At 50.7% G+C, this 14,225-nt stretch carries 13 protein-coding genes; 5 read left to right on the forward strand and 8 right to left on the reverse strand.

The annotated features are described in order from the left end of the window. The first annotated feature begins 113 nt into the window (after nt 1-113). Nucleotides 114-284 (forward strand): hypothetical protein, encoded by a 171-nt coding sequence (locus HY774_28665; GenBank protein ID MBI4752483.1) that lies wholly within the window; start codon nt 114-116, stop codon nt 282-284. A gap of 639 nt (nt 285-923) precedes the next feature. Here HY774_28665 and HY774_28670 read toward each other — a convergent pair. Beyond that, nucleotides 924-2,279, reverse strand: coding sequence for a serine/threonine protein kinase (locus HY774_28670; GenBank protein ID MBI4752484.1), 1,356 nt, complete (start codon nt 2,277-2,279; stop codon nt 924-926). A 597-nt stretch (nt 2,280-2,876) separates the two neighbouring features. On the opposite strand from HY774_28670, the gene HY774_28675 reads away from it, so the two are divergent. From HY774_28675 to HY774_28685, 3 genes are all read left to right on the forward strand, one after another. Beyond that, nucleotides 2,877-3,713, forward strand: coding sequence for a radical SAM protein (locus HY774_28675; protein ID MBI4752485.1), 837 nt, complete (start codon nt 2,877-2,879; stop codon nt 3,711-3,713). Between the two features lie 66 nt (nt 3,714-3,779). Continuing rightward, nucleotides 3,780-4,037, forward strand: coding sequence for a cysteine-rich CWC family protein (locus tag HY774_28680; GenBank protein MBI4752486.1), 258 nt, complete (start codon nt 3,780-3,782; stop codon nt 4,035-4,037). Beyond that, the gene (locus HY774_28685) at nt 4,025-5,089 is read left to right on the forward strand and encodes a mannose-1-phosphate guanylyltransferase (protein ID MBI4752487.1); all 1,065 of its coding nucleotides are present in this window, start codon (nt 4,025-4,027) and stop codon (nt 5,087-5,089) included. Before HY774_28680 ends, HY774_28685 begins: the two co-directional genes overlap by 13 nt. Nucleotides 5,090-5,194: 105 nt before the next feature. Here HY774_28685 and HY774_28690 read toward each other — a convergent pair whose 3' ends face one another. From HY774_28690 to HY774_28720, 7 genes are all read right to left on the reverse strand, one after another. Then, nucleotides 5,195-5,968: a response regulator transcription factor gene (locus HY774_28690; GenBank protein MBI4752488.1), complete on the reverse strand. Its 774-nt coding sequence runs from the start codon at nt 5,966-5,968 to the stop codon at nt 5,195-5,197. A gap of 3 nt (nt 5,969-5,971) precedes the next feature. Then, complete coding sequence (locus HY774_28695; protein MBI4752489.1) at nt 5,972-7,060, reverse strand: histidine kinase; 1,089 nt, start codon at nt 7,058-7,060, stop codon at nt 5,972-5,974. Nucleotides 7,061-7,183: 123 nt separating this feature from the next. Then, complete coding sequence (locus tag HY774_28700; GenBank protein ID MBI4752490.1) at nt 7,184-8,680, reverse strand: carotenoid oxygenase family protein; 1,497 nt, start codon at nt 8,678-8,680, stop codon at nt 7,184-7,186. Between the two features lie 183 nt (nt 8,681-8,863). After that, on the reverse strand, nt 8,864-9,562 hold the full coding sequence (locus HY774_28705; GenBank protein ID MBI4752491.1) for a hypothetical protein: 699 nt from the start codon (nt 9,560-9,562) through the stop codon (nt 8,864-8,866). Nucleotides 9,563-9,879: 317 nt separating this feature from the next. Further along, nucleotides 9,880-10,626, reverse strand: coding sequence for a hypothetical protein (locus tag HY774_28710; protein ID MBI4752492.1), 747 nt, complete (start codon nt 10,624-10,626; stop codon nt 9,880-9,882). Nucleotides 10,627-10,772: 146 nt separating this feature from the next. Next, nucleotides 10,773-11,849: a hypothetical protein gene (locus HY774_28715; protein ID MBI4752493.1), complete on the reverse strand. Its 1,077-nt coding sequence runs from the start codon at nt 11,847-11,849 to the stop codon at nt 10,773-10,775. A gap of 151 nt (nt 11,850-12,000) precedes the next feature. Then, nucleotides 12,001-13,326, reverse strand: a complete 1,326-nt coding sequence (locus HY774_28720) for a PQQ-binding-like beta-propeller repeat protein (GenBank protein ID MBI4752494.1) — start codon at nt 13,324-13,326, stop codon at nt 12,001-12,003. Between the two features lie 223 nt (nt 13,327-13,549). Here HY774_28720 and HY774_28725 point away from each other — a divergent pair, with 223 nt between their 5' ends. Then, nucleotides 13,550-14,188, forward strand: a complete 639-nt coding sequence (locus tag HY774_28725; GenBank protein ID MBI4752495.1) for a Lar family restriction alleviation protein — start codon at nt 13,550-13,552, stop codon at nt 14,186-14,188. Nucleotides 14,189-14,225: the final 37 nt, after the last annotated feature.

Below are 14,225 nucleotides of genomic sequence, written 5' to 3' on the forward strand. Positions count from 1 at the left end.
AGAGGAGAGCCCAATCCTGGAAACATCACGGATTTGGGCACATTCGGGAAGATTCTTTTGGTTTGATTAAGGAAGAATGCACTCAGTTAAGGGTGCACCGGAAGCGTAACAGTTTGGTTCCATCTGTCAAGAAAAACAATCTTCAGGACGATGACTTTCCTTCACACACTGGAAGCTTTAACCTGCCGACGCCGGTTAATGGACGCTATCCGCTTACCCAGGATCGGTATCGGTCGGTGTTTGCTCCACGACAGTTTCAGATTGGGTTTCGGCTCAGGTTTTAATACTATTTTGGGCTGAGGGTATCGGGCTAAGGACTGAGGGAAATACAAGTTTATCAACAGTTTAGCCTTTTGCTAATGCGATAGGATCATTCCGAAATGGTAAGTACCTTGTCATAAGTTTTTCGGAGATATTGGATTTGGTAAGTATTTGATTTTTTTCCGTGTTTTCCGTGGTTAAAATGTCTGGAAATTTTCCTTCTGTAAATTTTTCCGTGATGGATGCCTTCGAGCAAATTGGGAATTGAGGATTTCAACCTGCGAAGCAGGTAAAAGAGAGTAGCCCCCGGTGCAACCGGGGGATCGGTCCGACACCTCCATAGCCTGCGAAGCAGGCGACAGAACACAACCCCATCGGCACATTGTGCTTAGGGAGGTGTTGTTTTAGTTTAGAATGACTACTAAACCATTGAAAAAATTGCACTTTCCAACCTGACACCGAACCTTGAATGGTATGGCTGCCTCTGTCGCCTGCTTTGCAGGCTGGAATTTGGCGGCGTGCCGTTCCCCCGGTTACACCGGGGGCTACTGTCTCCCACCTGCTTCGCAGGCTGAACCCTTGAATTTTCGAAAGAATCCATCACGGAAAAATTTACAGAAGGGAAATTTTCGGTAAGGTACTTATAAGGTCATGGAAAGTCATTACTGAAAAAACAACAAGTACAGAATAAACAGTACTGCTCCACCGCTGACCAAAACCCAAATCCAGAGAAAAAGCGACTCTTCGGAAAACCCTGAGTACCTTGCTTTTCCAGGAAGTTCCTCTCTTTCGGCCCGCTTCTGTTGTCCGGATGAAACTGGGACTTTCTGGGTCGGTGGAATTTCGCTTTGAGAAGGCGTTTTTTGAGTGCCAAGCAAAGAAGCAATCTGGAGCGGGGTATCGGCTTCGAGCGGGCCCTGGCTGTCGGAAGGTGTGCGAACCGGAGCCGACAATGTTTTTGGCGTTGACCCACTCCCAGACCCGCTTCCTTGATCCAAAGGTTGCGGATACCCAAATGAACCTGATGGAGTTAGATTTTGACCGCTGGTTGAATCCGCCCCAAAGACAGCTCTCAGGTTTTGGGCAAAGTGCATCACGGTCGAAGGACGGTTGGATGGCTCTTTTTGGAGGCAACTCATCACCAACGCCTCAAGCGCCGGAGCCACGTCCCTGCGATGAACGGTCAGCGGCGGCGGCGGGGTTCGGATGTGCCGAATCAAGGTCAACTGCGGCTGGTCTTTTGGAAATGGTGTCACGCCGCAGACCAGTTCGTAGACGACAATTCCCAGCGAGTAAATATCGGAACGATAATCGAGCTCGACGCCTCGGGCCTGTTCCGGGGACATGTAATTTGGGGTTCCAAGGATTGAATCAGCCGCTGTGAGTGGCGTTTCTTCGCCCTCGTGTTCAAACATTTTGGCGATTCCAAAATCAAGTACACACACGTGCTCGCCTTCAACCGACGGGGTCACCATGATGTTTTCCGGCTTGAGATCGCGGTGAATAATTCCACACCGATGAGCAGCCTCCAGGGCACCGCAAATTTGGAGCAGCAACCCAAAAATTCGAGGGTAGGGTAATGGATACTCGGCAGCGATGATTTTGCGCAACGTGCGGCCTTCGACATACTCCATGACAAGGTACACTTCGTTGTATTCAGTGGTCCCGAAGTCCATCACTCTGACAACGTTTGGGTGTTTGATTTTGCAGGCGGCTTTGGCTTCACGTTGAAATCGCCGAACGGCCAGTTTGTTGACCGCCATTTCATTGTGGAGAATTTTGATGGCGACGGTTTGTTCAGTCAGGAGGTGGACGCCTTTCCACACGGTGCAGGAGCCGCCTTTGCCAAGGTATCCGATGATTTTATATTTCTCGATAAACCGCCGCCCGATCATTTCTTTGACGGGTGAGTGTTCATCTTCCTGGGTGGTTGGGACAAGCGGTGTATTGCAATCCGGGCAAAGACAAGCGGCGTTGGGGACTTCGGCAATATGTCCGCACGTTTCACAAATGAACATTCCACTTTCGGCAGTAATTGCTGCCGCCCTTTCTGTCGGTCACAGGAGTTTAAATTCAGGCAAGGGATCAGGCCAATTTTTGGGTAAGCTCTATTTTCAAATATACAGTTTACCGTCAGCTATCGGTACTGCAAAATGACTGTTCAGTGACGAACAGGTTTCTGGTTTTGCACCTCGAAGAGTTGCAGTTCGGATAGCCGGTCTGTTGGCCGCTTTGGGCCTACCACCGGTCACGAAGGCCACCTCGATGTTTCTCTCCCCTGCTACCCGCGCCCTGCGGGGCGCGGGTAGCAGGGGAGAGAGTTGAGAGAATGAACTTTTTTCCGGTGGTATAGCTTTTCAGATAAATATTTCCCTGGTGTTTCCCCTGACAATATCTTGAAACTATTGAAGTATTTGGATTTATGTTTCGTGTGTTTCGTGTGTTTCGTGGTTTCTTTATCTGAAATTCTATAGCTCCCAAAACCTCGCAACCACCGGCTATCCGAACGGCAGCCTTTCAGGATGCTCAATCCGATTTTCAAACTCTCTCGTCCCACTGGGAGACAAGCAAAAAACCTACACGTGAACGGAACCGGGAACCCAGGATTCTGCCCTATGCGCAAACCAACCATCGAATGGCAAACCAATGGCGTGTGCAATTACGACTGCACTTATTGCATTCAGTCGCGCAAATTTCGCCAGGGACACCCAACCGATGACGAACTTGACCGGTTTCTCAGCTTTTTTGATACCTTGCCCGGCGTGTGGGAAATCAAAATGTCAGGTGGAGAACCATTTGCTTTTAAAGGATTTATGGCACAGGTCATTCCAGGGCTTGCCAGATTACGCCATCGGGTGTCAGTACTGACCAATCTTTCGGCACCACCGGCGATCTTGCGCAAATTCGTTGATCTGGTTGGAGACAAGCTGGAAGTTGTCTCCGCGAGCCTGCATCTGGAATATGTAACGGCTGAAGAGTTTATTGAAAAAGCCGTGCTCCTGCGAAGCTGGCTCAAACCTGAAACCTCGCTGGTCGTCAACAACGTCCTGGTGCCGGGAACCCTTGACCGACTGGTTGAGGTTCGTCAGCAGATTGAACAGGCCGGATTGCGCTACTTTCCACAGGCCATGAAAACGAAGCACGGAGTTTTCCAATATTCAGAAACTGATCAATCGCTGGTGGTGAATATTGCCGGGAAGAGCCCGACTTCACGCGAGGCCAACCTGGCGCCATCCTATCGTGGCCGGTTGTGCTGGACCGGAGTTGAGTATTTTGTGCTCGATCAAGGCGGCAATGCCTATTCCTGCCGAACCGCCAAACGGTTTGGCGAAGGGTATCTGGGAAATGTACTTGACGGCAGTTTCGCTCTCAAAACTGAGCCGGCACGGTGCAACTATTCAATTTGCCCCTGTACCGTTCCAGCCAATCGCGGCATGATCGAATCGGGTTGACTGTAAACTGGTTGTGCAACGCGGCGCTTGATTTAACCCAATTTCACGAACGGGAGTTTAACTTTGATGAAACTCAAAACCCTGGCTGGAATCGTCACCACCCGCTGGCGTGACCCTCAAACCTGCGAAGCCTGCGGTCAGCCGTTTGTCTGCGGCGCCACGCTGACCGGCTGCTGGTGTACTGAAATCAAGTTGACCGATGCCCATCGGGCGGCACTCAAGACAAAATACACCCATTGCCTGTGCCGATCCTGTCTGGAACAATTTGCCCAAATTGATCCGAATTCTATTTTGCTTCAGGAGAAAACCGAATGTTTGCCGTGATTATGGCGGGTGGTTCCGGAACCCGCTTCTGGCCTGCGAGCCGCGACACCATGCCCAAACAGTTTTTATCTATCACCAGCACCCAGACCATGTTTGAAGAAACCGTGACCCGGATCAAACCTCTGGTGAAAAATCACCAACTTTTTGCCGTAGTCAAAGACATCCACGCTGAGTTGACCCAACGCCTGTTTGGCGAAGGGGTTGGTCACGTTCTGGTCGAGCCGGTTGGCCGAAATACGGCGCCCTGCATTGGGTTGGCAGCCATTCATGCCCGCCAGCTATCGCCAGATGAACCAATGGTCATTTTGCCGTCAGATCATTTTGTGGCCAATGGCGATGATTTTCGAGCCACCGTTGCGGCAGCCGCCAACCTGGCTCAAACCGGTGCCATTGTGACGCTTGGGATTACACCCACCCGACCAGAAACCGGGTATGGATACATCGAAACCAGCGGGTCACCTCTGGTTCAGGCTGGAAAACAATATTTCAAAGTCAGCCGGTTTGTTGAAAAACCCGATGTCGAAACTGCAACCCGGTATATCACCAGTGGCCGATTTTTATGGAATAGCGGCATTTTTGTCTTCTCAGCCAAAACCATCCTGGCTGAAATCGAAGCGCACCTCCCGGCGTTGTATGCCGGATTGCTCGAAATCGAAGCCACCATTGGAAATCCTGAGCAGTACACCGAAACACTCAACCGGGTCTATCGTGAGCTTGAATCAGTTTCGATTGATTATGGTGTGATGGAAAAAACCACGGCCCCGCTTTTTGTGTTTCAGTCTGATTTTGGGTGGAGCGATGTCGGAAGCTGGCAGGCACTCTATGAACTCAGAACTCCGGAACACGACGATCAGGGAAATCTGTTCATCGGTACCGGCATCGCCCTGCGCTCGTCGGGGAACCTGGTGTTTTCCGAAACAGAACGGCAAGTGGCCCTGCTTGGCGTCGAAGACCTCGTCATTGTGGACCTCCCCGATACGTTGCTGGTTTCACGCCGCAGTTTGTCCCAGGATGTGAAACTGGTGCCGCAAGCTTTGAAGACTTCGGGCTGAAGACTTCGGGCTGAAGAATTGGTTTTATTTCATCCCTCATCCTTCATCCCTCATCCCTTCCTTTGCCCCAAGCCCTCAGCCCTGTTTTTTTCAGCCCTGTTTTTTTCAAAACATTCCCATCCGTTCCTTCAATTCGCGAACCCGATCACGGGCCACCTGGAGTTCGGTTTTGGAGGCGTCTTTTAATCTGACAATAAGTTGACCCGCAAACCAGGTATGGAGTTCTTCGACAAATGAAAGGTTGACCAGCGTTGACCGATGAATGCGCAGGAACCGTGTCGGGTCGAGTTTTTCTTCCAGTTTTGAAATCGTGTAATCAACGACCCACTCCTTTCCATTCGCCACGGCAAAGGTGAGTTTGTCCTGCGAGAAGAAATGGGTCACCGTTGCCAGGTCAAGAAACTGGATTCGTTCGCCGACGCGTGACGCAATGCGTTCTGGAAACTGGCGTGTCGGACCAGCCAGCGTTTGCGCCAGTTGCGAAATCACCGATTGCAGATGGTCAGATGGATGTGGCGACTGGTGGCCACGCAGTCGTTCGAGTTTGGCCAGCGCCCGGTCAAGTTGGGCGGCTTCGATTGGTTTGAGCAGATAATCAATCGAATTCACTTCAAACGCCTGCAACGCATACTGGTCAAACGCCGTGGTAAACACGACCAGCGGCTGGTGAGGCAGGTGCGACAACACTTCAAACCCGTTGTATCCGGGCATTTGAATATCCAGAAAAACCGCATCAACCGTCAGGGCCGAGAGTTCTTCAATCGCGGTTTCCGGATCCGTTGTGCTTCCGATCACCTCGGCGCGATGGGTGGCTTCGAGCATGCGAACCAATCGGCGAATCGCCAGTGGTTCATCGTCAACAACATACACTTTCAGCACACTTCATTTCTCCGGGTGAAACGGAACCGAGATCGAGACGGTGGTTCCAGTGGAATGAGACGAGATTTGAAATTCGGCCTTGGTGCCAAACAAAGCCTGTAGCCGCGATTGGACATTGTCAATGCCATGCCCAGGGTGGATGTGGTTGGGGTCAAACCCTGGGCCGTCGTCTTTGACCTGGATGGTCACGTCAGCGTCAGTTGAAAAGGCGCTTACTTTCACACTCCCACCCAATCGGCGCGGGGCAATTGCATATTTGATGCTGTTCTCCACCAGCGTTTGAATTGAGAGCGGAGGCACTTCAATCAAATCAAATTCAGATGGCACCTCAACCTGAAACCTCAGCCGGTTTTCGAGTCGCACACTTTCGATTTCCAGATAATCACGGGTAATTTTGAGTTCTTGAGCCAGTGGGACCAGGCTGCGCTGGTTCACATCCAGACAAAACCTGAGGAGCGCCGCCAGTTGTTCGACCAGTCGTTCGGCTCGCCGTGGATCTTCAGGAATCAGCGCGGAAATTGAATTCAGGGTATTAAAGAGGAAATGCGGATGGATGCGGGATTCGAGCGAAGCCAGCCGGGCTTCGGTCGCCAGTTTACGGGCGCGTTCTTCTTCGAGTTCTTTGGTTCGGAGCTTGAGTTGGACATCCTTGAGCGATTGTTCAAAAAAGTTTAAGAGGTAAGCCGCCAGCCCCATCAAAACTGAAAACACCAGGGTAAATTGAAAACTGGTGCTGATGGCGTTCCACGAGTAGTTTTTTGGAAAATAGCCAGTTGTCACCAGGATACCATTGGCCAGCATGGTCCCCATCGCCGCCAGAATCAGCAGGAACAATATTCTAAAGATCCAGTTCCAGGGCTTGTGGTACGACTTAAACTCTACCCATCCCAACCCAATCGAAACCGAAATCAAAGTGCCAATGATTTGAGAATACACCATGCTGACCACGACAATTTGGAGGGTTTGCCTCGGAGGACGCGAAAACAACCGCCCAGCCAGCAACACCGCAATTGCCGCAATAATCGAGTTAATAATCAGCGTTTGCGGGAGGTTATGACGCAACCACGCCGCCAGTTTTGAGGGTTGAGGCATAGATTGGGGGCTGGGGTTCAGGGTTCAGGGTTCAGGGTTTTCAAAATATTATCCCTTTATGTCCTTTATGTCCTTTATGTCCTTTGGTTTTTACCTGCCCCTGAACCCTAAACCCTGATTCTCCTATTTCCGAAACATGCCAGATTCAAAGTTGCCGTGAAATCCAAGCGGGAAATGCTGTCCGGTCCAGACCCTGGCGGCCAGATCAAGGGTTTGGGCATCTAAAATTTCAAGGAAATTCTGATTTTTTGGCCCGTCATAGCCTTGAATCAACACCCAGCCATCATCCTCCGCTTTCCCAGCCGGGCGAGGAACAAACACCGGCTCACCATACACCTGTTGAGCTTTGGCTTTGGCAACATATTCTTTGGACCGGTGCAGGTCAAATTTCACCAGCCGGGTAAAGGGGGATTCATCCTGGTTGGATGCAGTCTGGGCACAATAGAGATAGCGGGCATCTTTGCCGGTTTGGTGAATATTAAAGCGTGGGAATTCAACCAGTTCCGTCAATTCTGTTCGGCTTTCGACCAGACCTTTGACTGGATCTAGCACCAGTCGGGTCAGTCGCTCACTGCTTTTTCCAGTCACAATACCCTGATCGAGTGAAGCCAGCCGTTTCAGGATGTCTCCATTGGCCGACAGGATGGTATCAATCACCAGTTTTCCATCGCGCTCAAAGGCATTGCCGTGGTGAAAGACCATGTTCGACGGTTGCTCAATCGTCACCGGTGTTCCGGTGCCATCCCGGCGCATGACGACAAGTTTGGTTGGTGTGGTCTCAAGAAACCGGAGGCATTCGGCCAGACTGACTTTTCCAGAAAACATGGTTTTCAGATCAACTGTCACCGGCGGGATCACAAACACGATGAAATTGTCGGAAATCATCATATCGTGAACCATAAAGTAGGACGTCAACGGATACTCAAACAGCAACTTGAGCGTGCCATCTTTCAGCATGTGATAGACCATCAACGCTGACTTCATACCGGTTTTGACACCAAATCCATAGCCTTCCCCGGTTGTTGGGTCAAATTTGGGATGGGCCGTAAACGGGACGTTTTTGGGTAAGGTCCCGTGAAAATCCCAGTATCCCTGGAAGGAAAAGTCATTTGGGTCAATCGCACTTGGGTGCCCGCCTTCGGAAAGCCCCAGTAGACGGCCATCCCAGGCAATAATGTTCACACTGGGCTGGTTGGCGCCGCCTCGCGGCGGGCCGGTTGGGTCCAGCGGCGACTGGGTGCCAAACTCGTTATAGAGCATTTTCCCGGCTTTGACTTCGGCCATTCGTTGTGGCGTCTCAACAAATCGGGTTGTGAGTTCAACCTTCCCATCCCGAATCTGGAACCCGGCCACGTAGGCATCTCCGTCAAAGAGATGGCGCAGTTTGACGCCGTATTTCTCCTTTTGACCTGGTGCCACTCGATAGAGCGTCCCTTGCAGATCCCGAGGAATCTTCCCTTCAATTTTGGTTAATTTCCAGGTGCCTTCGGCGCTTGGGTTTTGAAAAGCCCGCCACGATAACCGGTCCCGATTCTGGTCAAGGCCAGCCAGGATGCGTTCGTCAACCAGTGATAATAAGCTGGCACCGGCCAGTAATTTGGCAAATTCACGTCGTGTCATACCTGTCTCCCAAAAAAGTGAATGAGGCATTGAGAATGAAGAAAGTGGTTAGTGGTTAGTGGTTAGTGGTTAGTGGTTAGTGGTTAGTGGTTAGTGGTTAGAAATCAATACTTTCGAAGAAAAGTCATAAACTAAGAACTCATCACTAGCCACTAACCACTAACCACATTCTTCATTCCTCACTTAGTTTTTGATGGTTGCCAGCAGTTCCCTGGCCTGAGTTTCATATTTTGTTCCGGGACACAGAGCCACGGCCTGCTGGGCATATGTTTTGGCTTTAGCTTCATTCCCTGATCGTTTCCACCCGCTGGCCAGCCCCACGAGCACATGGCCTCGCCACTCAATCGGTGCGGCATTGATGCTTGAGCCCAGTTTATTGACGATCATTTCAAAATCAACCAGCCCTTTGGCCAGACATTCCTGGGCGGTATCTGGGATTGGGAACACTTTGCTCAATATCAGCAGCGTTGAACCGCGAGTAAACCGGACATGCACATTGTCTGGTTCCAGTTCGACGGCTTTGGCCATTTCCCCTAGCCCTTTTTCCATAAAGTAGCTGCCTTGCTGGAAATCACCAGCCATAAACGCCTTTCCGCTCTTTGACACAAGTCCAGAGCCATGCCAGACCAGTGCTTCGGCGTGGGCCGGGTTGCCGACAAGCAGTTCTTCGGTTGATTTCATCGCCCGGTCAAAGGCTTCCTGGTTTCCGCCCATTCCAGCGCGAAAATCCTGCTCAACCGCAACGGCGAGCTTTGAAGGCGGCATGGCGCCAGTCTGCTGAGCCTTGACCGGAAGCGAGTTCGGGGCTGCCAGACCCATGAAAAACAGAAATGAAAAAATTGCTTTGACAAAACAATGTGATTGAAATTGGAAATACGCCATCGGTTTCACCTCGGGTAGTAAGTGTCGTTTCTGATGGAGCTACCTTACGCGATGCAACCTGGTTTGAAGTGGGCAAACCGATGAAAGGTCAATTTTTTGGATGAAGGCTGAAATTTGAGGGATGAACCGGAGAAAGAAATGACAAGGTGACAACGTGACAACGTGACAAGGGGTAGAGGGCAAGGAAAAAACATCGGGCTGAAAAAGCATCGGGCTGAAGACAACAGGTAAAATAGCCCAACGTCTTCAGCCCAACGTCTTCAGCCCCGAGCTTGCGAGTCTTCAGCCCGCTTTCTTCAGCCCTGGTTTTTTCAGCCCTATAAGGAATGGTCGCGTTCTTCAAACAACAGTGTAAAGACAAACCGTTCGACAGGCACGGCCTGAGCATCATCCGCGTCAAAGATTTTCAGGATATAAGAATCTTCTTCCAGTTCCGATACATCCAGTTCCACGGCAAAGGCCCGATCTGGTGTAAATGGCAACTCAACCGAGGCCAGTTCGGCACTCTGGTGCTGACGCTCGATACTGTAGAGCCGGGCAATCAAATGCTGGTCCGGAGTCTCATCCACCACCGTCAGATTGAGAAGAATTCGATCCTGATTGAGCGGCACCTCGAGCGTCGGAATCGCCAGGCCCAAATCCCGAAACGAGAGCGCGGGCGCTGGTGCCAGGGCAAAGACTGGCAAGATGAATTGTTCGGCCAGTACCTGCATGGCTGATCTCCCAATTGCCAGCAGTTTGAGCGCGGTCGCTTCCGGTTCGCTATGGGCCAGCGTCGCCCGGATGGCCTGCGACACTGCCGCTAATCGAGTCTGGGTCTCAAGTTGGGCTCGTGAATGCCGGGAGGTCTGCACATAGGCATTCGCCAGTATCTGTTCAGAACCGGTCAGTTTTCCTAACACAAAATCTTCGATCAATTCTTGTTCGCACAGGTGCATTGCAGCCTGGGCAGTTTCGTCGTGCCATAACTGGTCGGAAATTGCCTGCACTTGCAAGGAATCAAGTGTTCCCAGAAGAAACTGTCGCAGTAGATTTTTTTCAAGTGGCGGCCAGGCGGTGGTCATAATAACTCCTTCAACAATAACAATTATGAAGTATGAAGTATGAATTATGAATTATGAATTCGTTCCCCATCTGGTATTCAAATTAGATTGCTTCTTATTAACTCATACTTCATAAGCTCATAACTTCATACTTCATACTTCATACTTCATAACTCACTTTGGATCCCAATCTGGTCAATGAGTGCATCCAGGCCGGCCCGAAATCGCTGAAAGGCACTGGTCGCGCCTTCATCGGCATTTGGCATTTTCAAGTCCTGGCAGGTCGGCATCGCTCGCCGCCCCTTGGACTGATTGAGCTGCATGCAGCGGGCCACCCGGTGTTTGGTATAGGTAACCAGTGTCCGCAGGTGATTGATGCTGATTCCAAGTTCGGTGGCAAACTCACGGAATCGAACGGTTTGCTCCTCCTGGGACAATTCGCTGATCGTGACGTAACGTACCAAAATTGAGTACATTTCGCTGCCGGTGAAGTGGGCATTCTGAAATTTGCATTGCCGCAAGCACGACAGGCACTTGTTGGCAACCGCAATCAGGTGCTCAACCGTCAACCGGTATTCCTCGTGCAGCGAAGCACTAATACCCGGTTCAGCCGATTCAATTCCCCGGTCTTGAAACTCAAACTGGTTGTCGAGTGATTCCGAAACGTCAATTTTGCGATAGGCTTCGAGACTGACTTTATTCGAAATCTGATAAATATAGTTTTTTAATTCAAAGCTATTTTGGTCTTCGATATACAGGCATTTTACAACGCCGTTTTCTTCAATCAATTTCCAATTTTCCTTGTATCCCCGGATAATGTTTAAATAGGCCCGTTTGAGGGTTTCACTCGCCAGGTTTTCAGGATCGGAAGCACGCCTCCATCGGAATAAACTGGTTAATTTCTGAAAGTTCTCAGCATAATCTGATTCAAACTGGAAGATTGCTTTCCGCAGGAGTTGAACGATTTGTTCGGCAACCTCAAAAATTTCTTTGCTTCCAACTGTTTGATTTTGATGATTGGTTCCCAAGTCACTTCCAGATGGGAAAAAGGGTGAATTTGTTGCTCCAACAACGGCACTTTGTGTATGTGATTCAACCGGTGTTGGAACCTGATGATTTAATTCTGCAAACGTGAAGGCCAGGTACGAACCAAAGAGTGGTTCGGTCACTTTCCAGGGCAATTGCTCGACGAAGAAAGCTTTCAGGGCCATTGTTAATTCCGGGTCTCGTTGCAGTTGTTCCATGGGCAATGTACTCATTCAAATGACCGCCAAATTGATGGAATTACAGGAGGAAATTCCAAAGAAAAGGAAAAAAGACAGAACCCAAAGTGTAGCCCGATTTCTGAAAAATAACCAAATAGCTTTTGTCAGCCTCTCCCAGGTTGCCAGTCGGTCATTTTTTCCGGAAGGGAAAAGCCAGAATGTAGGTGGTATTGCCAACCAGCACAAAATCAGAGGTGAAATCGAGGTAATAGAGCGGATCATCCAGGTGATGCCACAGGTATTTTCCGGTTTGGAGATCAAAAACCGTCACTCTGGCTTCAGCTTCACTGCCCTGGGCTGTGTCGGAAATGACCGTCACGTACTGGGACTGGGCCTTCACCAGTGACCGGGCGGGAAAGTCATCCGTCTGAAGGCTATATCTGATTTTTCCAGTCTCAACCTCAATCGCGAGCAATTTTGATTCCTGGTCGGGTCGAACCACGATCAGCCCTGAACCAGCGGCCCCGGTGGCAATTCCCGGCAAGGTGGTGGCTGGTATTTCAGTGCTCCACACATCCGTTCCGGTTTGGACATCACAGGCGATGAGTCGGCTGGTTTTTGCAGTCTCGCTGCCTTCCAGAAGCATCCCTTTTCCAGCCACCAGAGAGGGGGAAATTTCAACCTGTCGCTTCCCCTGTCGGGTCCACAGGGTTTTGCCGGTTGCCACCTCAATGGCCTGAACAAACGTGGAATCGCCTGTTTTGCCAGTTAGATACAGTGTATTTTCAACACATTCGGCTGACTCGGGCGGCCCAACTGGTGAAAACGGTACTTCCTTGACCGACCGCCTCCGAAAGTCAGCCACGAAGTACGCGGGGCCAGTGGTCATCACGAGCATTCGTCCATCTTCGCAAAATTCAAGCGATTTGAGTTCCTTGCCGGGATGGGTGGCATTCCATTTCGCCGGATCAACCGACATCGTATAGAGGTCCATTCCGTTTTTAACCTCAAAGACCTCGACAATTTCTTCCCGCTGAGTGACTGAGCTACTGGTCAGGTTGATCATCAATCCATTTTTGAGCAGCGGAAACACATATCCGGCAACCACGCCTCCAATTGTTTCCCGTTGCCAGACCAGTTTGCCGGTCCGGGCATCCAGGACAAAAAATGCCCCTGGAATACCATTGGGTTGGGCCTGAAAATCGGTGTTGGCAATAAAAATCAACCCATTTTCAAACCAGGGACGCCCAGGCGAAGTCATTTTTTCGTGGGTAAATCGCCAGCGTTCTTTTCCCGTTGCCGGATCCAACGCCACGACGGCTTTAAAGGCAGGAAGCGATGCCAGCACATAATTTTCTGACGCAACCACCGTTGGCCCAACTACACCACCTTTGGGGTTATAAATCCATAAAGGCTGGTTATCACCGGCTCGATGGCGGTGGTTAAACGACTCTCCAGCGCAAGAAAACTGAAAGAGAATGGCGAAAGCCAGAACCCCAAAACCGAAATTTTTCATGCTCAGAACAGCTTGCCAACGAAAAAATTGACCTGACTTGAACATCGAAGGACCTCTTTGTTGATGGTGTAATCCCAGGGGCAGGAATGATTTAGAGTCAAAAGGAAATAATTTGGATGAAACACTCTATTGCTTGAAGACGAGTGGACAATTATTGTAAGTGTAGTGTCAAACTCAATCTTTTTCCCGCCTTACTGAAGAAATTCTCAAACAGGTAGCGATCATGAAGCACCAACCCGGTTCTGCCCAGCCAAGCTTATTCGATTTTTTGATGGATGACCCGTTTTCGGAATCAGCGACTCCGCCCAAACCCAAACCAAAGCTAGAACCCGTGACCGCCAAAGCCGAAGATCCGCCAAAGCCCAAACCCAAACCACGGGCCGTTCCGCCGCCAATCCAGAAAACACCACCGCCAGAACCAAAAGAAATTCAGTCCAGACCAGCCCCGGCGCCGGTGGGTCGAAAGAAACCACAGCCTGAAGTGGTTGTTTCCGAGCCGGTGCCCGCTCCGGCTGAAACTCCCAAAAAACGAGACCCAAAACTGACGACTGTCCCTACGCCGAAACCTCAACTGCCCGCCATTGAGCCTCAACCCCACCCACCCATTCTTGAACCATCGTCCACGGCACTCCCCCGAAAAGCCTGTCCTTTCTGCAAACGCGAAGTCCTTTCCCTGGCCCGAACCACTCGACCAGCTCAGGGAATCGCGGTGGAATGCTTAAAGTGTGGATTTCGCGGCGGCGTTGGTGCCAATGAAGCCGAAGCGATTGCCAAATGGAACCAAGATGGCCTTCGCAATCAAGGTGCCCGTCTGGTCCGAACGCTTGAGCGGTCAAAGAAGAAGAGCGAAGTAGCGAAGTAGCGAAGTAGCGAGATAGCGAGGTAGCGAGGTAGCGACT

The sequence above is a fragment of the Acidobacteriota bacterium genome, from assembly GCA_016208495.1.
GTDB lineage: Bacteria > Acidobacteriota > Blastocatellia > Chloracidobacteriales > Chloracidobacteriaceae > JACQXX01.